Annotated in this window: 20 protein-coding genes; 14 read left to right on the top strand and 6 right to left on the bottom strand. The window is 64.2% G+C overall.

Annotated elements, in window-relative coordinates:
* Window positions 1-41 precede the first annotated feature (41 nt).
* The 8 genes from ACSBOX_RS08665 to ACSBOX_RS08630 all read left to right on the top strand — a co-directional run bounded on the left by ACSBOX_RS08665 (window position 42) and on the right by ACSBOX_RS08630 (window position 12,172).
* On the top strand, window positions 42-884 hold the full coding sequence (locus ACSBOX_RS08665; RefSeq protein ID WP_442545635.1) for an ATP-binding cassette domain-containing protein: 843 nt from the start codon (window positions 42-44) through the stop codon (window positions 882-884).
* Window positions 881-1,687 (top strand): ABC transporter ATP-binding protein, encoded by an 807-nt coding sequence (locus tag ACSBOX_RS08660; RefSeq protein ID WP_442545634.1) that lies wholly within the window; start codon window positions 881-883, stop codon window positions 1,685-1,687. Before ACSBOX_RS08665 ends, ACSBOX_RS08660 begins: the two co-directional genes overlap by 4 nt.
* Entirely contained in the window at window positions 1,684-2,952 is a 1,269-nt protein-coding gene (locus ACSBOX_RS08655) for an MFS transporter (RefSeq protein ID WP_442545633.1), read from the top strand. The genes ACSBOX_RS08660 and ACSBOX_RS08655 overlap by 4 nt, the downstream gene beginning before the upstream one ends.
* A gap of 34 nt (window positions 2,953-2,986) precedes the next feature.
* Window positions 2,987-4,513 (top strand): ABC transporter substrate-binding protein, encoded by a 1,527-nt coding sequence (locus ACSBOX_RS08650; protein WP_442545632.1) that lies wholly within the window; start codon window positions 2,987-2,989, stop codon window positions 4,511-4,513.
* Window positions 4,514-4,554: 41 nt separating this feature from the next.
* The gene (locus ACSBOX_RS08645) at window positions 4,555-6,345 is read left to right on the top strand and encodes an ABC transporter permease subunit (protein WP_442545631.1); all 1,791 of its coding nucleotides are present in this window, start codon (window positions 4,555-4,557) and stop codon (window positions 6,343-6,345) included.
* Between the two features lie 69 nt (window positions 6,346-6,414).
* Window positions 6,415-7,071, top strand: coding sequence for a hypothetical protein (locus ACSBOX_RS08640; protein ID WP_442545630.1), 657 nt, complete (start codon window positions 6,415-6,417; stop codon window positions 7,069-7,071).
* The gene (locus tag ACSBOX_RS08635; protein ID WP_442545629.1) at window positions 7,068-8,705 is read left to right on the top strand and encodes a DNA polymerase Y family protein; all 1,638 of its coding nucleotides are present in this window, start codon (window positions 7,068-7,070) and stop codon (window positions 8,703-8,705) included. Before ACSBOX_RS08640 ends, ACSBOX_RS08635 begins: the two co-directional genes overlap by 4 nt.
* A 35-nt stretch (window positions 8,706-8,740) precedes the next feature.
* The gene (locus ACSBOX_RS08630; RefSeq protein ID WP_442545628.1) at window positions 8,741-12,172 is read left to right on the top strand and encodes an error-prone DNA polymerase; all 3,432 of its coding nucleotides are present in this window, start codon (window positions 8,741-8,743) and stop codon (window positions 12,170-12,172) included.
* Here ACSBOX_RS08630 and ACSBOX_RS08625 read toward each other — a convergent pair.
* The 6 genes from ACSBOX_RS08625 to ACSBOX_RS08600 all read right to left on the bottom strand — a co-directional run bounded on the left by ACSBOX_RS08625 (window position 12,165) and on the right by ACSBOX_RS08600 (window position 19,662).
* Window positions 12,165-12,914 carry a ThuA domain-containing protein gene (locus ACSBOX_RS08625; RefSeq protein WP_442545627.1) on the bottom strand — a complete coding sequence of 250 codons (750 nt, stop codon included), beginning with the start codon at window positions 12,912-12,914 and terminating at the stop codon, window positions 12,165-12,167. The two genes, ACSBOX_RS08630 and ACSBOX_RS08625, sit on opposite strands and share 8 nt — an antisense overlap.
* Complete coding sequence (locus ACSBOX_RS08620) at window positions 12,914-14,017, bottom strand: Gfo/Idh/MocA family protein (RefSeq protein ID WP_442545626.1); 1,104 nt, start codon at window positions 14,015-14,017, stop codon at window positions 12,914-12,916. The genes ACSBOX_RS08625 and ACSBOX_RS08620 overlap by 1 nt, the downstream gene beginning before the upstream one ends.
* 180 nt (window positions 14,018-14,197) lie before the next feature.
* Window positions 14,198-16,804 (bottom strand): alpha-glucan family phosphorylase, encoded by a 2,607-nt coding sequence (gene glgP / locus ACSBOX_RS08615; protein WP_442545625.1) that lies wholly within the window; start codon window positions 16,802-16,804, stop codon window positions 14,198-14,200.
* Between the two features lie 622 nt (window positions 16,805-17,426).
* The gene (locus ACSBOX_RS08610) at window positions 17,427-18,443 is read right to left on the bottom strand and encodes a LacI family DNA-binding transcriptional regulator (RefSeq protein ID WP_442545997.1); all 1,017 of its coding nucleotides are present in this window, start codon (window positions 18,441-18,443) and stop codon (window positions 17,427-17,429) included.
* Window positions 18,444-18,657: 214 nt separating this feature from the next.
* Window positions 18,658-18,879 (bottom strand): hypothetical protein, encoded by a 222-nt coding sequence (locus tag ACSBOX_RS08605; RefSeq protein ID WP_442545996.1) that lies wholly within the window; start codon window positions 18,877-18,879, stop codon window positions 18,658-18,660.
* A 255-nt stretch (window positions 18,880-19,134) separates the two neighbouring features.
* Window positions 19,135-19,662 (bottom strand): MarR family winged helix-turn-helix transcriptional regulator, encoded by a 528-nt coding sequence (locus ACSBOX_RS08600; protein ID WP_442545624.1) that lies wholly within the window; start codon window positions 19,660-19,662, stop codon window positions 19,135-19,137.
* 289 nt (window positions 19,663-19,951) lie between these two features.
* Here ACSBOX_RS08600 and ACSBOX_RS08595 point away from each other — a divergent pair, with 289 nt between their 5' ends.
* From ACSBOX_RS08595 to ACSBOX_RS08570, 6 genes are all read left to right on the top strand, one after another.
* Window positions 19,952-20,821 (top strand): transketolase, encoded by an 870-nt coding sequence (locus ACSBOX_RS08595; RefSeq protein ID WP_442545623.1) that lies wholly within the window; start codon window positions 19,952-19,954, stop codon window positions 20,819-20,821.
* Window positions 20,821-21,786, top strand: a complete 966-nt coding sequence (locus tag ACSBOX_RS08590; RefSeq protein WP_442545622.1) for a transketolase family protein — start codon at window positions 20,821-20,823, stop codon at window positions 21,784-21,786. Before ACSBOX_RS08595 ends, ACSBOX_RS08590 begins: the two co-directional genes overlap by 1 nt.
* Window positions 21,787-21,821: 35 nt before the next feature.
* Complete coding sequence (locus ACSBOX_RS08585; RefSeq protein ID WP_442545621.1) at window positions 21,822-22,892, top strand: zinc-dependent alcohol dehydrogenase; 1,071 nt, start codon at window positions 21,822-21,824, stop codon at window positions 22,890-22,892.
* On the top strand, window positions 22,889-24,424 hold the full coding sequence (locus tag ACSBOX_RS08580; protein WP_442545620.1) for a sugar ABC transporter ATP-binding protein: 1,536 nt from the start codon (window positions 22,889-22,891) through the stop codon (window positions 24,422-24,424). Before ACSBOX_RS08585 ends, ACSBOX_RS08580 begins: the two co-directional genes overlap by 4 nt.
* A complete protein-coding gene (locus ACSBOX_RS08575; RefSeq protein WP_442545619.1) occupies window positions 24,421-25,413 on the top strand; it encodes an ABC transporter permease in 993 nt (330 codons plus the stop codon). Before ACSBOX_RS08580 ends, ACSBOX_RS08575 begins: the two co-directional genes overlap by 4 nt.
* Window positions 25,414-25,493: 80 nt before the next feature.
* Window positions 25,494-26,474, top strand: coding sequence for a sugar ABC transporter substrate-binding protein (locus ACSBOX_RS08570; protein ID WP_442545618.1), 981 nt, complete (start codon window positions 25,494-25,496; stop codon window positions 26,472-26,474).
* Window positions 26,475-26,483 lie beyond the last annotated feature (9 nt).

Here is a 26,483-nt window from a genome sequence, read left to right as displayed (position 1 = left end):
AGCATCAATACTCATTGTCGCTCCCACCCGAAAGTTCCTCCATGCACCCTGCCCTCCTGGTTCGAGATTTGGGGGTGTCCCTCAGGGGACGCGCCTTGATTGACGGAGTCAGTTTCGCCATTGACCCGGGACAAAGAGTGGCGCTTCTCGGAGCCTCGGGTTCAGGCAAGTCCCTGACCGCGGCTGCCCTCCTGGGACAGCTTCCGCCCACGATGAGTGTTTCCGGACAATTGCTGATCAATGGCGCGGAGGTGCCGTTGTCCCGCAGGCGAAGCAGTCGCGCCGGGATCGCCGCCATACATCAAGACCCCATGTCGGCGCTCAATCCCCTGGTGCGCCTCGGCAAACAACTGGAGATCCCGCTGCGGCATGCTGGGTTTTCAGCCTCCATGGCACGGAAACGGGCACTTGAGCTGCTCGGGTCGGTGGGAATAGCGGAAGCCGAACGGACCATGGAGAGTTTCAGCGGCGAATTGTCGGGCGGTCAGCTGCAACGGGTCTGCATCGCACTGGCCCTCGCCTGCCATAGTTCCGTCCTGGTGGCGGATGAACCCACCACCGCTTTGGACATGGTCAACCAAGCCAAGGTCCTCGAGGCTTTGACCTCCTATTCGCGGTCGACGCATTCGAAGTCGACGCACTCGGAGTCGGGCAGCTCCCCGTCCGGGCGTTCCGCATCCGCGGCCGCGATGTTGTTCATCACGCATGACCTGGCCGTGGCCGCGGCATTGTGCCACCGGGCCCTTGTCTTGAGTTCCGGCCGGATCGTCGAAGAGGGATCGATGGAGTCGCTGGTGGAGCGGCCCCGCCACCACTACACGAAGCAGTTGGTTGAAGCGGCCCATGCCGGCTTCTATGCCCTCCCCCGGGAAGCCACGGCATGAATGCAGTATTGAACGCCTCCAATCTGGGGCTCAGCTACCCAGGCAGAGGGCTCCTGGCGCAACGCCAGGCCCGGCCCGCGTTGCGGGGTGTGTCCCTCAGGATTGCCGCGGGAGACAGCATCGGCCTGGTGGGTGGCTCGGGGGCCGGAAAATCGACGCTCCTGCGGGTCCTTCTTGCTTTGGAGAAGCCGGACGCCGGAACCGTCACGTTCAACGACACTCCGGTGGTGCCCGGCCCGGCATCGTCGTTGAGGTGGTACCGCCGCGCGGTGCAATACATCCCGCAGAATCCGGCGGCGAGCCTCGACCCGGGGATGAACGTGGAACGCCTTCTCCTGGAACCCCTGAGGCAACTGCGCATCGACGGAGACCACCGCCGGATGATCCTGGATGCGCTGCAACGGGTCGATCTCGATCCGGGAATGCTGACGCGTCAACCCCGGGAACTCTCCGGCGGGCAAAACCAACGCGTGGCCATCGCGCGGGCACTGGTCCCCGCTCCGAGCGTCCTGCTGGCAGACGAGCCGGTGAGCGGGCTCGACCTTCCGCTCAGGAACACCGTCCTGGACCTCATGGAGCATTTGGTCCATCGGGACGGGCTTGGGCTCCTGTTCGTCTCGCATGACCTGGCCGCGGTCGCCCGGCTGTGCTCCCGGACCTTGGTCCTCTCCGGGGGGCGCATCGTGGAACAAGGGCCCACCGAAGCCGTGTACGCCAAGCCACAGACCCGGGAGGCCAGGGAGCTCGTCAACTCCATCCCCCGGCTGAGCAGGCACAAAGAAGACGACAAGGACGAGGCATGAAAGGGAACCCCCGCGCGGAGCCCATGCTGCGGCTCCTGCTGGCCAGCCAGCTCATTTTCAACCTTGGCTTCTACTCGATTGTCCCCTTCCTGGCGGTTTCGATGCGCGAGGACTTCGGCATGGGCGCGATGGCCGTGGGAATCATCCTGGGCGCACGTACTTTCGCCCAGCAAGGATTGTTCCTCGTGGGCGGCGCCGCCGCGGATCGTTGGGGAGCACGGCCCGTGATGATCGCCGGATGCCTGGCCAGGATTTCCGGGTACCTTCTGTTGCTCTGGGCTTCGGACTTCCCCCTCTTCCTCCTGGGGGCCGTCATCACAGGGGTGGGTGGCGCCCTCTTTTCACCCGCCTTGGAAAGCCTTGTGGGCGGGGCCGAAGAACGACGAGCCGCCCTTCAGCCCCACAAGACCAGTCTTTTTGCCCTGCTGGTGATCTTCGGAGAAATCGGGGCGGTAGCGGGTCCCCTGCTCGGCTCCATCTTGCTCCAAACCGGCTTCGACACAGCACTGCTCGCCGGGGCGGGTGTCTTTGCCGTGATGGCCGTGGCCTTCAACGCGTTCCTTCCAGCAGCAAAGGCGAGCGCCGTCACAACGTCCGCCGGGCGCCCGGCGGCCACACCGCCGTCGGACACTTGGGCCTGCCTCAGGGAGAGGCGCTTCGTCGCCTTCGCGGCTTTCTACAGCGTCAACCTTTTTGCCTACAACCAGCTCTATTTCGGTCTACCCATCGAGCTGGAACGGAGCGACGCCGGTTTGGGGGCGCTTTCCGCGGTTTTCGCCTACGCATCCATCCTGACCATCACCCTGCAGTGGCCCATCGCGGGACTCATGAAACGGAAAGGGCCAGCCGCAGCGCTTGCCGTGGGATTTGCCGTCCAAGGCGTGGGGTTCGTGGCAATTGCAGCCATGGCCATCCTTCCTGCACCCGCCGCATTCCCTGCGCTGCCGGCGTTCCTGCTGGTCACCGCGCTCGCCCTCGGGCACATGTGCGTGGCACCCGTTGCCATGGATCTGGTCCTCGACTATGCCGCAGGGCGCCCCACCGGCGACTACTACGGCCTGCTCGCGAGCTGCGGCGGAACGATGGTCCTGCTCGGCAATGTAGCGCTTGCTCCCCTCTATGAACAGGCCACCACGCCGTCCCTGGCCGCGGCCGCTCCGTGGCTGGTGTCGGCAATCTTCGCGGCAGCCTCCGCGGCACTCATCCACCGTTTCCTTCCGGCACCTGTTCCGGCGCCGCGCATACAACAACTCCACCCCGCCTAGATCCACTCACACCCACGAAAGAAGGCACCAATCCATGGCTATTCCACGCCCAAATGCAATGACGGCGATAATCCTCTCCACCGCAATGGCCGCCGCCCTCAGCGCTTGCTTCGCCCAAGGCAACCCATCCTCGGCCGGCAGTACCGACTCCAGAATCAAAGTAGCCATGTTGCAGCCACCGCGTTCAGGACTTACTCCCTTGAGCGACGACGCCTTCAAACTCTCACGCTGGAAGACCGCCGAGACACTGGTTGTCCTCGATGCGCTCGGCGATGCCCAGCCGGCGCTTTCAACGGCCTGGAAGCAACTGGACGGCAGGAACTGGCGCTTCGAACTCCGCACAGGCGTGAAATTCCATGACGGAACACTGCTGACGGCGGAACAAGTGGCGGCATCGTTGACGGCGGCAGCCAACGCGAAGCCCAAGCCTCGGATCCTCGACGGCGTCCAGCTGGGCGTCCGTACGGACGGCGCGAACGCCGTCGTCGTCACCACCCAAACGGACGACCCGTTGGTTCCGCAGCGGCTTTCGAGCCCCCAGCTTTCCATCCTTGCCGCGTCCGCCTACAAGCCAGGCGGCGTCGTGAGCCCCATCAACGCCGGAACGGGCCCGTATGTCCTGGCGTCCGCGGACGGCACCAGCTCGGCAACACTGAACCGCTTCGCCGACTACTGGGGAGAGAAGGCGGCGAGCAGCGGCGTCGACGTCCAGTACGTTCCGGACGGCACAGCGCGCGCTGCCGCCCTCAGGACCGGAAGTGCCGACGTCGTGGAGGCCATTCCCGTAGGCCAGGTCGCCCAGGTCAAGGCGGACTTGATTCACGAAGTCCCCATGCCCCGGACCAACACCCTCTACCTGAACACCAAGACGGGTCCCTTCGCGGATCCCGCTGTCCGGGCAGCGGCCCGGGCGTCGGTCGGGCGGGCCACCATTGTTGAACGGGTCTACGAAGGACGAGCGGACATCGCCGAGGGCCTCCTGGGCCCGGCCCTTCCCTGGGCAGCGAAGGAACGGCAAGGCACCTCCTATGCCGACACACTGAAGAAGCGGGCGGAAGTGGCACCCGCCCATGGCCGCCGCATCAAACTCGGCACATTCACGGACCGCGCCGAACTGCCCGAGGTCGCAGTGCAGCTTGAGCAGCAACTCGAAGCCGCAGGCTTCATCGTGGAGCAGGAAGTCCGCGAGTACCAGCACATCGAGGCGGACGCCCTGGCCGGCAAGTTCGACGCCTTTATCCTGTCCCGGGCAACGGTCCTCGACTCCGGCGATCCTGTCGCCTACATGTTCAGCGACTTCTCCTGCAAAGGCTCCTTCAATATCTCCCAGTTCTGCGATCCTGAGGTGGACGCAGCACTGGGCAAGGCCGCAGCCATCCCCGCAGGCCCGGAGCGCCGGGCGGCAATTGCCGCCGCCGAAGCCCTGATCCTCTCGAAGGATGCTGCCGTGCCGCTGCTGCACGAACGCGTCATCCAAGGGGAATCGGCCAGGATCCGGAACGTCGAACGTGATCCCCGCGAGCGCGCCCTGATCACCAGCAAGACGGGAATCGCCGGCTGATGCTGGGCCCGGCGTTCATCAAAACTACGGCTTCCCGGGCCGTGGCACTCCTCGCCATAGTTGTGCTGATAGGGCTTTTGCCGTGGCTTTCGGGACAACGCCCCGAGTACACCATCCTGCGGGCCCGGTACGCCGACCGGGAAGCGACCGATGAGACGCTGGGCATGATCCGCGCGGAACTCGGGCTCGATCGGGGACCGGTACACATCTTCCTCGACTGGGCCGGAGGCATCTTGCGAGGGGACATGGGAAATTCCTGGATTACGAATACGCCCGTCGGCCCCGGCACCGTGGAAACCCTCGGAGTATCCGTCACCTTGATGGCGTGCGCGGTGGCCGTCGCAACGGTGGTGGCCGCCGCGCTGTGCGTTCCTTCCGTGATGCGGGGCCTGGCCGGGAACCCCGGGCGAGGGTCCGGCGTCGTAGCGGCGGCCATGACCGCCCTGCCCGAGTTCCTCCTGGCGGCGATGCTCCTTGTCGTGGGTGCCGTGTGGCTGAGCTGGTTTCCGCCCTATGGCTGGCAGGGCCTGGACCATGCGGTGTTGCCGGCACTCGCCCTCGGCCTGCCCGCGGGCGGGCTGATCGGGCGGCTGCTTTCCGACGCCACCAGCCTGGCGCTCGCCGAAAAATGGGGAGGGACCTGGGCGATGGCCGGAGCAAGCCGCGCCCGGCTCACCGCGGCGGTGCTCCGCCGGGCGTTGCCATCGGTGATGAGCCAGATCGGGCTTGTCCTGATCGGGCTCACCGGCGGGGCGGTTGCGGTGGAGAAGGTCTTCGCGATTCCCGGTTTGGGCCGCGCGGTCCTGGGCGCGGCGAGCGCCCAGGACATACCCGCGCTGCAGGCAGGAGTCCTGGCCCTTCTCATGCTGGCGATCGGGGCAGGTTCCCTCGGCGCTGCGGCCCGATACCTCCTGTTGGGAGCGGCGCTGCGCTCAGGGGCGGTTCCGGTTCCGGACCCGCCGGGTAGCTCACGACGGCGGGATGTCGCCGTTCCGCTCGTGGCGGCGGGAGCGTTGCTGCTCATCGTCGTCGCGGGCTTGCTTCGCGATCCGTTCACCTCGAGCCATGCACGGCTTGCCGGGCCGGGCTTCGAACTGCCTTTCGGTGCCGATGCCAGCGGACGGGACCTCCTTGCCCGGGTGGGGCATGGTGCCGTGTCCACCCTGGGGACGGCTTTGCTCGTGGTGCTGGCTTGCCTTGTGATCGGGATCGTCGTCGGGCTGTTCCCGCTCGCGGCCACCGGTCCCCTGGAAGTTGCCAACGCCGCTCCGCCTATCCTGGCCGGGCTGATCGTTGCCGTGATGACCGGCCCGTCGGCCGAAGGAGCGGCGATAGCCGTCACCCTGGTCAGTTGGGCACCCCTTGCCGCCCACACAGCGGCCTTGGCACAGGAGGCCAGGGCACAACCTCACGTGAAGATCCTGCCGGTCCTCGGCGTGGGAAGGTTCCGTATCCTCTGGCGCTACATCCTCCCGGCCATCCTTGGCCCGGTGTTCAGGCATTCGATGCTCCGGATACCGGGAATCGCGCTCGCCTTGGCAGCCTTGGGATTCCTGGGCCTCGGCCCCCATCAGCCGTCCCCCGAGTGGGGCCTCATCCTCGCTGAAGGAATCAACTACGTGGAGCGGGCCCCCTGGGCTGTCGCAGCCCCGGCGTCGGCGTTGATCCTCGCCTCGATTCTGGCCGTTTCACTGTCGAGCGTGACGTGGCGCGCTCTACTGGGAGGCCTTAGCCCTCAACAACTGACCAGTTTCGCCCCGGACGCTGTCGCGGCGACCCCGAACCACGCGCCCGGAAACAAGGAATCCGCGTCAAAAAAGGTAGATCGTTGAGGGGGCCAACCCTTGGAGGGGGATCCGGTCCCGATTGACTCATTCGAATATATGTTCGAAAATTGAAGTATGTCTCCTCGCCTGTCTTCCGCATCGCCGGCTTCGCTGCGCGATGACTTGCAGGCGCAGATCCACCTCATGCAGGGCAAGCGCGGAAGCGAACGCTCGCTGCCCGTGCTCCCCTCGCTCAGCAGGCTCCTCCCGGGAGGGTTGCGCCCGGGTGCGGCGTACTCCGTACAGGGATCCATGTCGCTGGCCATGGCCTTGTTGGCCGGGCCGTCACGCAATGGCTCATGGTGCGGGGTAGCCGGGCTGCCGGACTTCGGGGTCGAGGCGGCGGCGGGTTTCGGCATTGCGCTCGACCGGCTGGTGCTGGTGCCTGAGCCCGGGACCAATTGGGCGCAGGTGATCGCCGCCATGGCGGACGTGCTCTCGGTGGTGCTTGCGCGTGCTCCGGAAAGAGTCGCACCCGCCGAGGCTGCCCGCTTGGGAGCCAGGCTCCGGGAGCGGAGTGCCGTCCTTCTTGTCCTGGGACCGTGGCCGCAGAGTGAAGCCGTCCTGCAAGTGAATGGATATGAGTGGGCGGGGCTCGGGCAGGGCCATGGACATCTCTCCAAGCAGGAGCTCGAGCTCGAGGTCGCATTGAGGGGCAGTTCCCGCAGGGCCTCCGTGGATCTGACGGACAGCGGCCCGGTGGATCTGTCCCGCCATCGGATGGGAGCATGATGCTGTTTCAGCTCGAAACCCCGGTGCGCGCGTTGGTGACATGGTTCCCCGATTGGCCCCTGGTCGCCGCCCGCTTGGCAGATGCCCTGCCGCCTGATGTACCCGTGGCAGTCATCGGCAAAGGTGTCATAGCTGCTTGCTCCGCGGAAGCCCGGGCAGAAGGAGTGGTCCGGGGCTTGCGGCTCAGGGAAGCGCAGACCCGCTGCCCTGAGCTGGTGGTGTGTGCCGTTGATCCAGTGCGGGATGCGACGGAATTCGAGCCTGTGGTCTCGTCGCTCGAGGAACGGACTCCTGGAGTGGAAGTGCTTCGCCCCGGCCTCTGCGCTATCCGGGCCAAGGGTGCTGCCCGGTATTACGGCGGAGAAGAAGCGGCCGCAGGTGCCGTGCTTGAATCGGCGGACCGCCTCGGCGTGGAGGCAAGGGTGGGGATCGCCGATTCCGTGTTTGCCGCCGAGCAAGCAGCCCGGAGCACCAGTGAACTCTCTGCCGTCCTGGTGCTTCCGGCGGGTTCTTCGCGGGATTTCCTGGCGCCCTTCCCGGTGGAGGTACTTGGACAGCCGAAGCTGGCTTCCTTGCTCAAACGCCTTGGCGTCCTCACCCTGGGGAATTTGGCTACACTTCCTGCTGCAGATGTCCGGGCCCGCTTCGGTGCTGCCGGTATCACTGCGCACGCCTTGGCCAGCGGCCAGGATCCCCGCAAGGTGGTCCCCCGGACTCCCCCGCGGAAACTGGATCAACGGGCGGACTTCGAACCAGGCCTGGACCGGGTTGACCAACTCGCTTTCCAGCTCCGCGCCACGGCAGACGCCTTCGTGGCGGGGGTGCAGACGGAAGGCCTGGTCTGCACCGAGCTGAGGGTCCTCATCACTGACGAAGCAGGGAGCCGCTCCGAGCGGACGTGGGGCCACCCCCGCCATTTCACTGCCAGCGACGTCGTGGACAGGGTGCGTTGGCAGCTTCAGTCGCAGCCCCCGGCCCCGGCCAGCGATAAAACAGCCGACGGCGGAGCCGTCAACAGTGGAATGAGCGACGGCGGCATGGCCCGCGGCGGGCTGTCGTCACCGGTCGTGCGGGTCGAGTTCGTCCCCGTCCGGGTGGATTCCATCGCACATCATGGGCGGGCGCTCTTCGGAGACGGAGCCGAGGAGCAGATTCATCATGGACTCAGCCGGATCCAAAGCATGCTGGGACATGAAGCCGTCGTAGTGCCCGCGATTTCCGGAGGCAGGCTGCTCGCCGAACGGCGCCGTTTGGTTCCTTGGGGAGACGCCTTGCCCACGGGAGCGGCCGCCCTGGCCACCAGACCGTGGCCCGGCAGGATTCCAGACCCGCAACCCGCCACGGTGTTCGCTTCCCTCGTCCCTGTCCTGCTGCTTGATGCGAACAAGGAAAAAGTACGTACAGACCATCGCGGCGGATTGATTGCCCCGCCCATGTGGTTCTGTCCCGGCGGAGACCCAGCGCGACGACGACTCGTAGCTCAGTGGGCCGGCCCCTGGCCGCTGAAACAGAGATGGTGGGATGCCGACCACCGCCTTGAAGCGGACCGGTTCCAGCTTGTGGACGGAAACGGGGAGGCCTGGCTCCTTCTCCTGGACGAGCAGAACTGGTGGGCAGAGGCCCGCTACGACTGAACACCAGACACCGAACTTTAGGCAGGAAGTTAAAGATGGCTTGGAACAATCCGTCGATCCCGTGGTCGGAATTCGAACGCACGCTGTCAGACCGGCGGGTTCCGGAGATCGGCAAGGCCAAAGGCGACGGCGGCGACAGCCCCGCCTGGTCGAGGAAACGCGGGCCTTACCGTCCGGTCCCCCTCGATCCCGCAAGGCGTGCGTCCAAGGCGGGTGCCGGCGTCGTGCCCTATGCCGAACTGCACGCGCATTCCCACTACAGCTTCCTGGACGGCGCCTCGTCACCCGAGAAACTGGTTGAGGAGGCAGTCCGGCTGGGCCTCCATGCCCTCGCGCTGACCGACCACGACGGCTTCTACGGGATCGTTCGAATGGCGGAGGCCGCCGAAGCCTACGAGCTGAAAACCGTGTTCGGCGCTGAGCTGTCGCTCGGGCTCAGTAAACCACAGCAAGGCGAAGCCGACCCCGAAGGCGACCATTTGCTTGTCCTCGCACGCCAGGAAGAGGGCTACCACCGATTGGCAGGGGCGATGACCGCCGCGCATCTGGCAGCCGATGCCGTGAAGGGCCACCCCATCTATGACCTCGACGAGCTGGCGCATTCCCTGAAGGACCACTGCGTGGTGCTCACCGGATGCCGCAAAGGCTCAGTCCGGAGGGCCCTCATGCGCGACGGCGAGCAAGCCGCCGCCTTCGAGGTGGACGCGCTGATCGAGAGATTCGGACGGGAAAACGTGGTGGTCGAACTCTTCGACCACGGGAATCCCCTCGACAGCAGCCACAACGACGCCCTCGTCCGGATTGCCGAGCGGGCAGGTTTACCTTTCATCGCCAGCAACGCCGTGCACTATGCGTCCCCGGAGGGATTTCCGCTGGCAACGGCCATGGCGGCTGTCCGGGCACGCCGCAGCCTGGAGGAGCTGGACGGTTGGCTGCCCGCAAGCAGCGGCGCCCATCTGCGGAGCGGCTCCGAGATGGCGGCGCGGTTCGCACGCTACCCCGGCGCGGTTGAACGGACTGTCCAGATCGCTGACGAGCTTGCGTTCCAGTTACGGGCAGCCCGCCCGAAGCTCCCCAAGCTTGATGTTCCTGCCGGGCACACTCTTATCACCTGGCTCCGGCAACTTGTCGAAGAAGGCATCAAGGACAAATATCCGGAAGCCGACGAACGGGTCCATAGCCGGATCGAGCAGGAACTCGCAGTCATCGAGGCGAAGAACTTCCCCGGCTATTTCCTGATTGTGCACGACATCGTCCAGTTCGCCCGTTCCCGCGGCATCCTCTGCCAGGGCCGGGGGTCCGCGGCGAACTCGGCCGTCTGCTACGCGCTGGGGATCACCGCCGTCGACAGTATCTTCTACAACCTTCCGTTTGAGCGTTTCCTCTCCAGCCTCCGCGAGGAAGAACCGGACATCGACGTCGATTTCGACTCTGACCGGCGGGAAGAAGTCATCCAATACGTCTACGGCAAGTACGGGCGGTTCAACGCGGCCCAAGTGGCGAATGTCATCAGTTACAGGCCGAAGAACGCCGTCAGGGACATCGCCAAGGCACTCGGTTACAGCCAGGGCCAGCAGGACGCCTGGTCCAAGCGGCTCGATCACTGGGGCGATCTCAGCGAAGGCAAAACCATCAACATCCCGGCCCCGGTCCTGGACCTTGCCGACCAGATACTGGGCTTCCCCCGGCACCTCGGCATCCACTCCGGCGGCATGGTCCTCACCGAGCGGCCTGTCGGCGAGGTAGTACCCATCGAGCGGGCCCGGATGGAAAACCGCACGGTCCTGCAGTGGGACAAGGACGATTGCGAATGGATGGGCCTGGTCAAGTTCGACCTTCTTGGCCTGGGCATGCTCGCCGCCCTGCAGTACTCCTTTGATTTGATCGACAAACATTTCGGGGAGCGGTGGACCATCGAAACCATCCCGCGGGAAGAACCGGCCGTCTACGACATGCTCTGCAGGGCCGACTCGATCGGGGTCTTCCAAGTGGAATCACGGGCCCAGATCAGCACGCTGCCGCGGCTGAAACCGAGGGAATTCTACGATCTGGTGGTCGAAATCGCGCTGATCCGCCCGGGTCCCGTCCAAGGCGGTGCCGTCCACCCGTACATCCGGCGCCGCGCAGGCACGGAAAAAGTCACGTATCTCCATCCATTGCTGGAGCCAGTGCTCAAGCGGACCTTGGGTGTGCCCTTGTTCCAGGAGCAGCTCATGCAGATGGCAGTTGCCGTGGGCGGCTGCACTGCAGAGGACGCGGACTTGCTCCGCCGCGCGATGGGCTCCAAACGGGGCCGGGAGAAGATCGAGTCGCTCGAGGCAAAGCTCTACGCGGGGATGGCGGCCAACGGGATCAGCAAGGATGACGCCGACGCCATCTACGCCAAGATCCAGGCCTTTGCGAACTTCGGCTTCGCGGAATCGCACTCCTTGAGCTTCGCAGTGCTGGTCTACGCAAGCTCGTGGCTGAAGCTGCACTATCCCGGCGCATTCCTCGCGTCCCTGCTCCGGGCACAACCCATGGGCTTCTACTCTCCGCAAACCCTCGTGGCGGATGCCCGCAGGCACGGGGTCCAGGTGTTGCGCCCGGATGTACTGCATTCCCTGGCCGAAGCGACCCTCGAAGTGCTCGGCGAGGATGGAATTGCTGGAACGGGACAGGCAGGCGGCATGGATTCCTGCTTGCACTTCCATCAGCCGGAGATCGGCCTCTTCCAGCAGGATCGACCACGCGAGGACCACCTGCACCGGCGGGATGGCGCACGCGCGGTGCGGTTGGGGCTCGACGGCGTCACATCCATCGGCGCCGAGGTGGCGAAGCGGATCGTCGCCGAGCGCGAGGAGCATGGCGCCTACCGGGACATGGCCGATCTGTCCCGCCGCGCAAACCTGAGCGCGGACCAGCTGGAGGCACTCGCGTCCTCCGGCGCACTCGATTCGCTGGGGATGAACCGCCGCGAAGCACTGTGGCAGGCCGGCGATGCCGCGCTCGAGCGGGAGGGACAATTGCCCGGGACCCACGTCGCCGTCCAGCCGCCGCTGCTGCCCGAACTCTCCCCCTTGGAAAATGTTGCCTACGACATGTGGGCAACAGGCATCAGTACCGATGACCACCCGATGCGCCATGCGCGCGGAAACCTGGATTCCAGGGGTGTGCTGCGGGTGGACCGGCTCTCCCAGGTCGAGTCCGGCACCCGCGTTGAAGTGGCCGGCGTCGTGACCCACCGCCAACGCCCCCAGACCGCGCAAGGGATCACCTTCGTCAATCTGGAGGACGAGAGCGGCATCCTCAACGTCATCTGCAGCGTTGGCCTCTGGACGAGGCATCGCCGCGTCGCCCGCGAATCATCCGCGTTGATCGTCCGGGGGTTCCTCGAACGATCGCCGGAAGGCGTCACCAACCTCGTGGCGGACAAGCTGGAACCCTTGGTCCTGGCAGCGAAGTCCAGCTCCCGCGATTTCAGGTAGCCAAAAACCAGTCCCGGGCGGGGTTGGTCACCGCCGGGGCATCCCGGAACTGTTCGGGCTGCGCCACCCAGCCCACGCCGTTGGCGATGACCCGCTGGATCTGCGGCTGGTGGTAGACGGGGTACTCCTGGTCGCCGGGGCTGAAGTAGAAGATCCGCCCCTTGCCGCGGGAGAACGTCACGCCGGAGCGGAACACCTCCCCGCCTTCGAAGGAGCTGATGAAGATCAGGTCGTCCGGCTCAGGGATGTCGAACAGCTCGCCGTACATTTCCTGTTTGGGGATCAAGATGGGGCTCTCGACGCCGGCCGCGATCGGATGCGCTGGCTTGACCGTCCACACGAGCTCGCGTTCGCCGTCGTTGCGCCATTTGAGCGAACACGTGGTGCCCAGCAGCCGGGTGAAGATCTTCGCGAAATGCCCTGAGTGCAGCACCACGAGTCCCATCCCGCCGAGGACATGCCGTCGGACGCGCTCCACTACCTCATCGCTCACCTCGTGATGCGCGATGTGCCCCCACCAGAGCAGGACGTCGGTGGCGGCAAGGGTTTCCTCGTCCAAGCCGTGTTCGGGATCGGCGAGGGTCGCCGTCGTGATGTCGGCATCCGGGTAGAAGCCCCGCAAGCCCGCTGCGATGGCACCGTGGATGCCGTCCGGGTACATGTCCACCATGGTGTCCGGTTGGTTACGGGCCTCGTGGACGGCTTCGTTCCAGACGACGATCTTCAGTTTCTTATCGGTCATCAGAGCACCACTTCGCGTTGTTCGAGGGCGGACTTGTAACAGGCATCAAGGATGAGGGCCCGGCTCAGGGCGAGCGATCCGTCGTGTTGTCCCCAGACGGTCTCGCCGCCGCGGACGGCGGCGATGAAGTCGTCGACGACGGCCTGGTGGGCAAGGCCTGGAATCGCTTCAGGTTCGTAGTCGGCGTTTTCGCCGTCTTTCTCCGTGAAGATCCTCAAGCTGCCGACCGGCTGAAGCGGGGCCCCGACGGCGCGCAGTTCGGCGCCGCCGTCGGTCCCGTAGACCGTGAAGTCGAGCAGGTCGTCCACCTCCCGGTAGCTCGCCCAGCCCGCTTCGAGGATCAGGGTGCCTCCGCCTTCGAGCCTGATGAAGGCGGTGGCGAAGTCCTCCACTTCGAACTTGTGGCTCGCGGGTCCGGCGGTGTAGCGGGCGCTGCCGCCACGGCCCAGCGGCCCCAGTTCCGAGTGCGTCTGCGCCGAAACGGAGAGGACCTTGGGTTCGCCCAACAGGTGGAGCGAGTAGTCCAGCACGTGGACTCCGATGTCAGCCAGCGGACCACCGCCGGCCAGCTCCGGATTGGTGAACCAGCTGCCCAGGGTAGGGATGCCGGCGCGGCGCAGCCAGGAACCTTTGGCGTAGTACGGACGTCCGAGTCCGCCGTCGTCGATGATGCTCTTGAGTTTTTGGATGTCGCCGCGGCGGCGGTGGTTGAACGCAACATCCAGGACACGGCCGGCCTTCCGGGCCGCCTCAACCATGGCGCGTCCTTCTTCGCCGTTGCGTGCCAGTGGTTTTTCGCTCAGCACGTGCAGTCCGCGCTCCAGGGCCGCTATGGAAATCGGAGCGTGCAGGAAGGTGGGAACGGCGACACTGATGGCATCCAGGCCTTCCAGCCCGATCATGTCTTCCCAACGGGCGAAAGCATGTGGAATGCCGTATTCCTGTTTCATCTGGGCGAGGAGATCTTCCTCCATCCCGGCGACCGCGACGATATCCACGCCGTCGATGGCGCTGTAGGCCTTAAGGTGCTGTTGGCCAGCCCATCCGATGCCCACAACGCCCACCCTGAGGCGTGCTGCCGTTGCTTCCTGCTGAATGCCCACGGTATTCCTGTCTTTTCACTGATCTCGGGTTGGAGCCAATAAATACGCTTTCATGGGCCTCAAAGGGCGTCAATGCTTCAGCGCTTCGAATTGTCGCCTTTTCCGGATCGGGGCAGGGGCCGGGATCCCATTAACGGAACACGCCCCCGCTGCTCGATCCGGCAGCGGGGGCGTGCACTTTCAGGCGTTGGCTATGAGCCCCAGTTCGGCCTTCGAGGCCAGGGAGGGGTGCTTCGGGAAGACCCGGACGGTGTAGCCGAAGGATCCGGAGCGGTTGATCAGGATGGAACCGGTGAACAGGTGGCGGCCATTGCCGAGGTCCTCCGTTTCGGTCAGCTCGACAAGAGCGACATCCTCCAGTTCGTCTCCGTCCTGGGCCCGGCCGTACGCGACCTCAACCGACACGTCCTCGGGCGTGAGTTCGTTGAGGGTGATGTAGGCGTTGACCTGGAGGGTGTCCCCGATCTGCGGTTCTTCGGAGACGCCCACGGAGTCGACGTGTTCCACGATGAGCTGGGGCCAGGCGTCGCGGACTTTGCTGGTCCAGGCCGCGAGTTCCTTCGCTTCCTTGAACGACGCCGTTCCCGCCTGCCTGCCGGCGACAGCTGCCGGGCGGTAGAGGGTGTTGACGTAGTCCTGGAGCATGCGTTCGGCCGAGACGGCCGGGCCGAGGTGGGCCAGGGTGTGCTTGATCATGGACACCCAGTGCGTCGGCACGGCTTCCGGGCCGGTCTGCGAAGGACCGGCCGCTCCGGCGTGTTCGGAGACCGTGGAACCGTAGAAACGCGGTGCCACCTGGGTCTCCAGGAGCTCGTAGAGCGCGGCGGCTTCGATGTCATCGCGTTCGGTCGGGGACGCGTCGTTGTTCGCGGTCGGGATCGCCCAGCCGTTCTCGCCGTCGTACATCTCATCCCACCAGCCATCCAGCACCGAGAGGTTCAGGGAGCCGTTGATGGCCGCCTTCATCCCCGAGGTCCCGCAGGCCTCCAGGGGCCGAAGCGGGTTGTTCAGCCACACGTCGCAGCCCGGGAACAGGGTCCGGGCCATCGCGATGTCGTAGTTGGGCAGGAACACGATCCGGTGCCGCACGGCGGGGTCGTCGGTGAACTTCACCAGGTCCTGGATCATCTTCTTCCCGGCGTCATCGGCCGGGTGGGACTTGCCGGCGATGACCAGCTGGATCGGGTGCTTCGGGTGCAGCAGGAGCGCCTTGAGCCGGGCCGGGTCCCGGAGCATCAGGGTCAAGCGCTTGTAGGTAGGCACGCGCCGGGCGAAACCGATCGTGAGCACGTCCGGGTCCAGCACAGTGTCCGTCCAGCCCAGCTCCGCATCAGCCGCACCGCGCTTCTTCCACGAAGATCGCAGGCGCTTGCGCACGTCGTCAACCAACGCACCACGCAACTCTCCCCGCAGGGCCCAAAGCTCGGCATCATCCACGTCGTAGATCTTGTCCCAACCGGTGGCATCCACGTCGGTGCTGCCGAAGTGCTTTGCGGCGAGCCGGCTCATCTTGGGATCGATCCAGGTGGGTACGTGGACGCCGTTGGTGACGGAGGTGATGGGGATTTCGGAGTGGTCGAAGCCTGGCCAGAGCCCGGAGAACATCTCGCGGGAGACCACGCCGTGGAGTTTGGCCACGCCGTTGGCCCGCTGCGCCAGGCGCAGGCCCATCACGGCCATGTTGAAGACTGCAGGGTTGCCGCCGTCGTAGTTTTCCCGGCCCAGTTCCAGGACCTTCTCCACCGGCACGTCCGGGGCCAGGCCAGCGTCGAAGAAGTGCCTGATCTGCACGGCCTCGAAACGGTCGATGCCCGCCGGCACCGGGGTGTGCGTGGTGAACACCGTGGACGCGCGCCCGGCGGCGAGGGCCTCGGACCAGCTCAGCGGGGCCTCGGAGGACATGAGCTCCTGGATCCGCTCGATGCCCAGGAACCCGGCGTGGCCTTCGTTGGTGTGGAACACTTCCGGGGCCGGGGTGCCGGTGAGTCGCTGGTAGACGCGCAGCGCCTTCACCCCGCCCATGCCCAGCAGCAGTTCCTGCTGCAGCCGGTGGTCACCGCCCCCGCCGTAAAGGCGGTCCGTGATCACGCGCGCGGCGTCGTCGTTGGACGGAACGTTCGAATCGAGCAGCAACAGCGGCACGCGCCCGACGTCGGCCCGCCAGACATGCGCACGCAGCGTCCGGTCGCCCGGCAAGGGAAGCGTGACCAGGGCCGCCGAACCGTCTTCCTCGCGCAGCAGTGTCAGGGGCAGGCCGTCCGGGTCGAGGACCGGGTAGGTCTCCTGCTGCCAGGCGTCCCGGGAGAGGGACTGCTTGAAATAGCCCGCCTGGTACAGCAGCCCGACGCCGATCAACGGCACGCCGAGGTCCGAGGCAGCCTTCAAATGGTCACCGGCCAGGATCCCCAGGCCACCGGAATACTGCGGAAGCACCTCGGTGATGCCGAACTCGGGCGAGAAATACGCGATGCACGCCGGGGCGTCCTGACCCAGGCCCTGGTACCAGCGCGGCTCGCTCAAGTACCGGTCCAGATCCGAAGCCGCCTGCTGCACGCGCTCGACGACTGCGCCATCCGCTGCGAGCTCCTGCAGTTCCTCGCGGCTGACAAGGCCGAGGAAGGTCATGGGGTCGTGCTCGCTTTGTTCCCAGGCCTCGGCGTTCAGTGCGGAGAAAAGTTCACGCGTCGGCAAATGCCAGGACCAACGCAGGTTTTTCGCCAACCGCGCCAAGGGCGCGATTGCGTCCGGCAGAACCGTTCGGACTGTGAACCTTCGGATTGCTTTCACTTCCGGCCACCTTCGAACGCGGACAGGGCCGCTTTGGTCAACGTTTCCATGGGGTGTACCTCCAAGAGGTTGTTGTGATGATGGGGGGATGGTGGCTTGGGGGTAGGACCACTGGGGCGCGCGGCGAGGAGGCTTCCAGGAAGCCATCGGGGAAGGGCAAGCGCTTACATGCTTAGCGCGGGCACCATTGGCCTCGCAGGCGCACGGGTCCTGGAGCTCAGAAGCAGGGGGCGGTCTCCAGGTTCCGTCCACGCACTATTCCGGGGCCTTCGCCGTCAGGGAATAAGGGGACGCGGTTGCTCGTGGACCCGCGGCGAAAGCCGGGGATTTCCTGTTCCGGTTTGCGTAACGTCGACCGCATCGTCAACTCCGGGCGTCGGCACCGAATGATTCCAAGCACGACTTACTTCCTTAGTCTTCCGGGAACGCTGATCGGTGACCATCCGCCATGTTGTATCAGGAGGAATCTCATCGCCGTTCGTCGACGCGCCTTGTCGACGCGGGTCGATGGCTCGACAGTAGTTGGCGGTTCAATGATGTGTCAAATGTCACAACCACTTGTGATGGAGCCGCGTCATGAAGGCCGCAAATTGGCGGATCACACCCGAACCGCGAGGCGATTCTACGGCTGGCTGGCGCGCACCATGGCGGTGCTTCCGCGCAACGTCAGCACCGGTTCAGCGAGCCACTGCAAGGCGCCCACGTCGTCGCTCCTGAGGCGCCGGGTAAGGAATTGTGCCGCCTCACGCCCCATGACGCCGGGTTCGGCGGACGCCGTCGTGAGGGCGGGCATGAAGCGCTCGGCGGAGCCGGCGCTGGTGTTGATCGCGACAACGGAGAGAGACTCGGGGACTCGCCAACCATGGGCCGCTGCAGCAGCCAGAAGGCCTGCGGTGGCCGCTTCATTGATCATCACGAGTCCGGTTGTTTCCGGAGATTCTTCCAGGATCTGTCCAAACACTTCGCGACCGCCGGCCAGCGAACTCGTCGTTGGGAACAGCCGGGCAGTGATACCGTGCCTCGACGCGGAAGCTGCCACGGCGTCCCAAGACCGGACCATCGGGCCGTATCCGGTGTCCAGGGATTCACGCGAATGCGTCACAAGGCCGATTTCCGTGTGCCCCAGGCTGACGAGGTGCGACACGGCCAACTCCCCCATGGCTTCAAAATCCGCGTCGACGAAGGTCAGGCCAGCGGCGTCCGCCGGCCGTCCGATCGCGACGAATGGAACCCCGGTTTCCAGGAGTACGGGAATGCGTTCGTCGAATGACCTGACTTCCATCAGGAGGATTCCATCTACCAGGCCTTGGGCCACGATCCGCTGCATTTCGACGAGATCGTCGGGATCCATCGGCCAGAGAAGGAGGTGGTATCCATCAGCCCGCGCTTGCTCGGCAGCACCTTGGACGTATTCGAACTCCGTCGTGTTCATACCCTGCTCGCCGACCGGGAAAATCAAGGAGACAATGCCGGTCCGCTTGCCTGCCAACCCCTGGGCGAGCAGGTTCGGCGTATAGCCAAGGTCGGACATGGCCCGCAGGATGCGCTCCCGCGTTTCGGGCGCAATCGGCCTGACACCGCTGAGGGCATAGGACACCGTGCTCCTGGAGACGCCCGCTATCCGCGCAACATCGGCCATGGTTACCAAGGACTATCCCCCTGCGTTATCGGTGGCTGCTCGGCGATGGGCTAGCGATTGCCGCAATCCGCCGGACGGTAATGCCCCATCGTAAACCGTAATCGGTTGGCAAAGTGGCGGAGGCATGCCCAGCCCACTGTTGCATACACTCGGCGGCTAAGCGAGGGTGTGGTGTGGGAATGCCCGGGGCAGGTCAGTTGAGCGCTAAGGTTGCTCAGTCGCGCTGACCGCCCGGTTTCTCTCCAAGCCTTTGGCTTCGTGCAGGGCGGCATCGGCAGTGGCGATCATTTAGCGGCAAATGCTTGGATCGCGGCGTCTCCGCCGCATGGCCGTGGGTGTCATTAACTGCTTTGAAGTGCTCCAGGACCGCCAGGATCACGGTGGCACCCGCCCCTGCCGCCTGCAGCCTACGGCATTCCCCGCCTGCCAATTCCATGAACGCTGCGCGGTTCAGAAGCCCGGTCAGTCCGTCCCGGGTAGCGCGTTCCCTAAGTGTGTCGACGATCTGCCAAGCATTGACTGCCGGGTTCTCCGGCATTGACGCGAGGGCGGTTACCCCGGGACCGGCGAGAAGCTGCCATCACAGTGTCGTGAGCAGTCTCAGGGAACGGGTGCCGGCCCGCACGCGAGCTTCGCGACGGGATTCACCTCTCTCAACATGGCGACCGAGTACGACCGCCGAGTGCTGGAATTACCGACCGAACGACTCGCTCTCAAGCGTCTGGAGCTCACGGGTCTTCTCAAGCATTCTGCGCAGCAGCCGATTAAGCCTTTCGACATCATTCGCCGAAAGGTCTCCCAGGATAATCTCCTGTCCGCGCATCGAGATAGGCAGCATGGCGTGGTGCATCTCTGCACCTGCCTGGGTGAGGTACATGGGTCGCGAGCCACGCGGTCCGTCAATCAGAAGCACAAGGTCACGATCAAGCAGGGTATTGACACTTTTGGAAACTACCGCTTTGTTCAGGCCCAGGAAATCCGATACATCGGTCGCGGATGCGCCCGGACGAATTGCCAACGCCGAAATGACTCGCCAATCGTTCGTACCGAGCTTGAACCGTCTGCGTAGCTCGTGGGACTCCCGCCACACGAGCGCGTTGGAGAGAAGCGAAAGTAGCCGGGGCGTGAAGTTCTCCGGGTCGATCGTGTCGACCAGCGGATCCGTAACCGCTTGAGGAGGAATGTGAGCTCGCGTCCGTTGCTCTATCTCGCCTTGCATGGTCCTCCTTATGGCGGCGCGAAATCTGCACCCGCATGGTTAGTACTTAGATGAGTCTCTCAGACGAAAGGAGGTGCGCCCGGGATCCGCTCCGAAGGGCCACAATTTCGTCGGAGCATAAACAAGTTTAGATAAATTCCTGTTTACAGGTAAACAGGATCGTGTTAGTGTCGCTACGTCGAAGCCGGAAACACCAACTTTCCGACCACGAGTGAGTCGATGAGGACGCCACGAAAAGGCCGAGGATCGGCATCCGTGTCATTCAATGAGGAGGCATGAGATGGGCCAAATGAGCCTGCAGACGGGCGGGAATCCGCACACCGTCGAAGAATTGAAAGAACTCGCATTCGAGCTGAGATCAAAGCTGCTGCATCTGTGTGGCACTTATGAGGGGGCAGTTCACATCGGTGGTGACCTGTCTGCCGCTGATATCTTCACGGCGCTGTACCACTACGGTCTCGATGTCGATCCCACCGACATCGCCAACCCGGCGCGGGACCGCTTCGTGCTGAGCAAAGGTCACGCCGCGGTCTGTATGTATATTGCGATGTCCATGCGTGGATTCTTCCCCTACGAAGGGATAGTCGAGACGTACGGCCAGCTTGACTCCCCCTACGGAATGCACCCGTGCAAGGTGCAACTTCCGGGCGTCGAATGCTCGACCGGATCGCTTGGTCATGGCCTCCCCTTGGCTGTTGGGATGGCGCTAAGCGCCCGAGGCCGAGGCGAATTCCACCGGGTATTCTGCCTGCTTGGCGACGGCGAGACCGGCGAAGGATCGGTATGGGAGGCGGCGATGGCCGCCCGAAGCAACGAGCTTGGCAATCTAGTCGCATTCGTCGACCGCAACCGCCAGCTGATGACGAGTTTCGCAGAGGAACGAGTCGTTTTTGAACCGTATCCGGACAAGTGGGCGGCGTTTGGCTGGAACGTCGTCAACGTTGACGGCCACGACATGGCCCAGCTCGTCGGTGCAATCGACAGGCTGCCCGCAATCGACAGCAAGCGACCGACCGTGGTCATCTGCGAGACGGTCAAGGGGAAGGGCGTCGACTTCATGGAACGCAACCTGGCATGGCACGCAGGCTCACTGGGGGCAGCCGACCTCGAGCGTGCGATCGCAGCGCTCGAAGCATCCCGCGAGAAGGAGTCAGTCTGATGCCCGTTACCTTTACCTTCGGAGAAATGCTCTCGGCGCGGTCCGTCATCGGATCGACCCTCGCCGAACTCGGCGACGAGCATGAAAACCTGTGGGTGCTCACGCCCGATATCGGAGCGACGCTCGTCGAGTTTCGCGACAAGTTCCCGGAACGCTTCCTCGATGTGGGCCTCGCCGAACAGGCATGCGTCGGCATCGCGGCTGGCCTGGCGTACGACGGAAATATCCCCGTCGTCTCGGGCATGCTCCCGTTCCTCAGCATGCGTGCACTTGAACAGGTCCGAAGCGACGTCTGCTATCCGAATCTCCCGGTGAAAATCATCGGGACGCACGGCGGTCTCGTCGGCAACGGCGGTTCCACCCATTACGCGGTCGAAGACCTCGCGCTCATGTGCGCCCTGACGAACATGACTGTCAATTCCATAGGCGATCCATTGATGGTTGGCGAGATCATCCGCCAGTCAATGACCATGCAGGGACCGATATACATCCGCCTCGCTGTGGGCAAGAAAGACCGGGTTCTCTACGAGCCAGGGCACCACGATGTGCGCATCGGCAAAGGAATCGTTGCGCGTGAGGGCACCGACGCCACGATCTTCACCCACGGAACGGTCGTCGCCCAGGCGTTGGACGCCGCGGAAGAGCTGGCGAAAGACGGCCACTCGGTGCGCGTCGTCGACATGTTCACACTCAAACCGATCGACGACGACCTCATTTCGCGTTGCTCGGTCGAGACGAACGGCCGGTTTGTCGTCGTCGAGGACCATCTCGCGTACGGGGGCCTCGCGTCCCGGGTCGCAGATGTCGTTGCAGATCGCAACATACACCTCACCGCCTTCGAAAGGCTCGGAATTCCCCAGGTGTACGCGGGGTTCGGTGACGACGAGGAGTTGCGAAACAAGCACGGCTACGGACTCGAGGCGACGATTGCAGCCACACGGCGCGCGATCGCCACGCAGTCCTGATTCATCCACCTGTTATCCGCTCAATGGAGAGACGAATGAAAACAGTAGCAGTCACCAAGATCGGGAACCTGCGCGACCCCGATGAGAGGGCCCGCGGCCGGATCGGGCTGGTTGATTTCCCCGAGCCCCCCTTGGGACCCGAAGATGTGCGGATCCGGGTCGCCTACTCCGCGATCTGCGGATCGGACCCGCACCTGGCGGAAGGATTCTTCGGAACCGAGGTGCCGATCGGGCTCGGCCACGAGCTCTCCGGCGTGGTCGAGGCACTGGGCGCGAAAGCGGACCGCAACGGACTGCGGATCGGCGACCGCGTCGCCGGCAACTTTCTGCGGTTCTGCGGGACGTGCACACCCTGTCGCGGCGGGCAACAGCAGTTCTGCGAGCACATCCGGGAATACAACCGCCCCGGCATGGCCGAGACTGTGACCTGGCATGAGTCACAGGTCTACAGGCTGCCGGACAACGTCTCTTTGCTGAGGGGCTGCCTTCTGGAACCGACATCGGTTGCAGTGAGAATAGCGGATAAGACCAATATCAAAGTCGGTGATCGCGTCGCCGTCTGCGGAGGTGGCCCGATCGGCCAGCTGGCTTTGCAGGTTCTGAAAATGAGCGGGGCGACTTCGCTTACCCTCATCGAGCCGATTGCTGAGCGCCGTGAGACGGCCCTCCGCCACGGTGCCGACACCGTGATCGATCCGATCGCCGAGAACCAGGTTCTGCGCACACAGGAGATCACCGATGGTCACGGGTTCGACATCGTGATTGACGCCTCTGGGTCGACGCGCGCCGTACGCGGCCTGCTCGACCTCGCCGCCAAGGGGGGAACCATCGTCTACGGGGCCATGTACCCGCAGGACTTCGAGATGCCGCTCAACCTCTCGGATTACCTCTACCTCAAGGAACTCACGCTTACCGGCGTCTTTGTCTCACCGTATGCGTTCCCACGCGCATTGCAGATTGTGCCGTACCTCGACTTGGACGATTTCACCCAGACGGTGTTCGACATCGAGGACGCTGAAGCGGCTTTCGCCGCACATATGAGCGGCGAGCACGCGAAGGTCGTCATCCGCTGCAACCGGATCGAGGACGGGAACCGCGTCGCATGACCATCCTGAAACCTCCGTCTAATGAAACCGCTCTGCTCAAGCCGGCACCGGCCTTTGAGGCGCGCGACATCGTCAAGCATTTCGACGGGGTGCACGCCCTCAACGGCGCGCACCTTTCGGTGCAGCCAGGCGAAATCCATGCGCTCCTCGGTGAGAACGGCGCCGGTAAGTCGACTCTTATCAAGATCGCTACAGGACTGTACTCACCGAACTCGGGAACGCTTCACCGGAATGGTGAAACCGTGGAGTTCGCCAACGTGCGGGTGGCCAACCGCGCTGGCGTCGTCGCGTTGTACCAAGAACTGTCGATCGTCCCCACGATCAGCGTTGCCGAGAACATCCTCCTGGGCGAACAGATTCCGAACCGGGCCGGCCTGGTTCAGTGGAAGACCCTTCGACACAGGGCAAAGGAGCGGCTGGACAGCCTGCACCAGAAGATCCCGGTCGGCCGGCTTGCCGGCGAACTTTCCCCGGTCCAGCAGACAATGGTCGCAGTTGCCCGGGCTCTTGCCGCAGACGCCCGCGTCCTCATCCTCGACGAGCCGACCGCATCGCTGACCGACACCGAGATCCGGGATCTCTTCATGGTGCTTCGCTCGTTGCGCGATCAGGGTGTCGCAATCGTCTACGTCTCGCACCGACTTGAAGAGGTCTTCGAACTCTGCGACCGCCTCACGATCATGCGCAATGGCGAGACGATCGTCACGAAACGGGTCGCAGACTCCACCATCAACGAGGTCATCTCAACCATGGTGGGACGCTCCACCGGGGAACTCTATCCGGATCGGGGCACGGCCACGACGACCGTCGCGCTGACCGTCCAAAACCTCCACGGGCACCGGGTGAAGGACATTACTTTCACGGCCTATGCAGGTGAGGTCCTCGGCATCGGAGGGCTGGCAGGTTCCGGGCGCAGCGAACTTCTGCGCATTCTCTCCGGCGCGCAAAAACACAGATCCGGAGAAATCACCGTAGATGGCTCAGCGCTGCCCAACTCCCCCGGGGTGGCGAGGACACTCGATGCCGGTGTCGCGCTCGTCCCGGAAGAACGCCGGAGCCAGGGAGTGATCCTGAGCGCGTCGATCCAGGACAACATAGCCCTCGCGAACATCTCCGCGGTAAGCTCCCTCGGCCTCGTATCTGGCGGGCAGATCGCCACCATAGCCAAGCGCGGAATGGAAGAGCTGCAGATCAAAGCCCGAAGTCCGCGCCAACACGTTGGAGAGCTGTCCGGAGGCAACCAACAGAAAGTCGTCTTGGCCAAGATGCTTGCGCGCAAGCCCAAGGTCCTGCTCATGGACGAACCGACCCGAGGCATCGATGTCGGCACGAAGGCGGAGATCTACCGGTTGATTCGCCAACTCACCGCGGAGGGAACTGCAGTGATCGCGGTCAGCTCCGAACTCCCGGAGCTCATCGGAATGAGCGATCGGATCCTCATTATGCACGAAGGCAAAATCTCCGGCGAGGTCGCCGCAGAGGGCGCCGACGACGAACTCCTCCTCTCGTACTGCTACGGAAAGCCAGAATGATGATGACAACAACCGCTCCAGCCAAGAAGACCACTCCAGCCACTACACCTGCTAGGTCGATCGGCAGGCTGCTTCTGCACGGAGGCACCGTGTTTGCCCTTCTCGCGCTCATCGTCTTCTTCTTCGCAATGCGTCCCGACGTCTTCCTGACGTTCGTGAACGTGAAGAACATTCTGTTCCAAGTTTCCATTCTCGCGATCATCGCGGGTGCCCAGACAGTGGTCATGGTTGTTGGGGACTTCGACCTCTCAGTCGGCGCAACCTCGAGCCTGGCCGGCGCCGTCGCAGCATCCCTGATGCTGACCGGAGTCCCCATTGCCATTGCGATCGTCGTCGCGCTGGGCGTCGGTCTGCTCGTCGGGCTGGTCAACGGCCTTCTCATCGCCTACGTGAATCTTTCCGCCTTCGTCGCGACGTTGGCGACGATGACCTCCGTCGTCGGCCTGGCCTATCTTGTCACCGCAGGAACCACGCTCTTCGATCTTCCAGATGAATTCAACAATCTGGGTCAGGGGCGCCTCCTCAACATCCCTCTGCCCGTATATATCGCGATCGTCATCTCGTTCATCCTGTGGGGAGTCCTGCGGTTCACGACGATCGGCCGCCGGTGGCACGCAATCGGCGGGAGCGTAGAAGTATCACGGCTCTCCGGCGTCAATGTACGGCGCGCCCGACTGCTCGCCTTCGCTATCGCGGGCCTGGTCTCGGCGATCGGCGGCATCCTCTTGGCCGCCCGGCTGGGGAGCGCAAGCGCGGTTCAAGGCGGCGACAACATGATGTTCTCGGTCGCCGCTGTGTTCCTGGGCATGACCGTCATCAAATCGGGTGCCGCCAACCTCGGCGGCACCATGATCGGCGTCGCCATCATCGGAGTCATGAGCAACGGCCTGAACATCCTCGGCGTGAACGCCTATGTGCAGCAGGTTGTCACGGGCCTGATCATCATCGCAGCGGTGACCCTCTCATCCCTCAAGACGCGGCAGAGGTAGCACCACCCGCTCCGCGGAACGTCCGGCGGGCTCCCGCATGGACAACCCAGTAAAACGCAATCATCACAAAGGAGTAATAAGTGCGTATCAAATTCAAGGTCTTCGCGGCCCTCGCTGCGGCCGCTGCATTGTCCCTGTCGGGCTGCTCGGGCTCAACCGGAAGCAGCGACGCTGGCAAACCCCTCAAAGTCATAGCCTTCACCTCGGGCAATCAGACCCCTGTGGGCGCGTGGTGGGTCAAAGCCGTCACGGCCAAGGCTAAGGATCTCGGCTGGGATCTGACAATGATCCAGGGAGATTTCGACTTCCAGAAGATGAACCCCGCGGTTGAGAGCGCCATCGGCAGGGGCGCGGATGTCATCCTCGACGGCTACACCGACATCGCATCCATCGGTTCGATCGTCTCCGCCGCCAAGGACGCGAACATCCCGATCTTCGCCATGGACAGCTCAACCAAGGAAACCGACGGGTTTGCCGTCAACATCACCACCAACCAGCAGCAAATTGCTGACGCCACGGTCGGTGCCCTCTCCAAGACGCTCGGCGACCTGAAGGGCAAGACCGTCATGGTCATCGGCCATGACCCGCATCCCGGGATTCGAATGCGCGCCGACTTGGCGAAGAAGGCGCTCATCGCCGCCGGAGCCACAATCGCCGGGGGTGACATCCAGAAGGTCAAGTCCCCTGCCTCGGGGCGTACGGAAGCATTGGCTCTCGTTGCCGATTACCTCAGCGCTCACCCGAACGGCCTCGACGGGGTGTGGGTCGGCTGGGATGACGCCGCCTTGGGCGCGTCGAAGGCCCTCTCTGAAGCGCACTCTACGGCGAAGGTGACAGGCGTCGACGCGACGAGCGAAGCGATTGCCCAGATCAAGGCCGGCGGAAACTTCCTTGCCACGATCGAGCAGCCCTGGCCCAAGATCCTCGACAAGCTGGTCCAGAACGTTAGCGCCTACCAGAAGGATCGTACGCTGCCGAAGACGAAATTCGAGGCCGACGATACGACTCTGGTTGATTCCTCCAACGCCGCAAACATCACCCCTTCGGACAAGTTGGGCTAAAAGAGCCTC

The organism is Arthrobacter sp. KN11-1C (genome assembly GCF_052180225.1).
In the GTDB taxonomy this organism is placed as follows: domain Bacteria; phylum Actinomycetota; class Actinomycetes; order Actinomycetales; family Micrococcaceae; genus Arthrobacter.
Note: the sequence above shows the minus strand (reverse complement) of the source record. Positions and strands in the feature narration are given on the sequence as shown.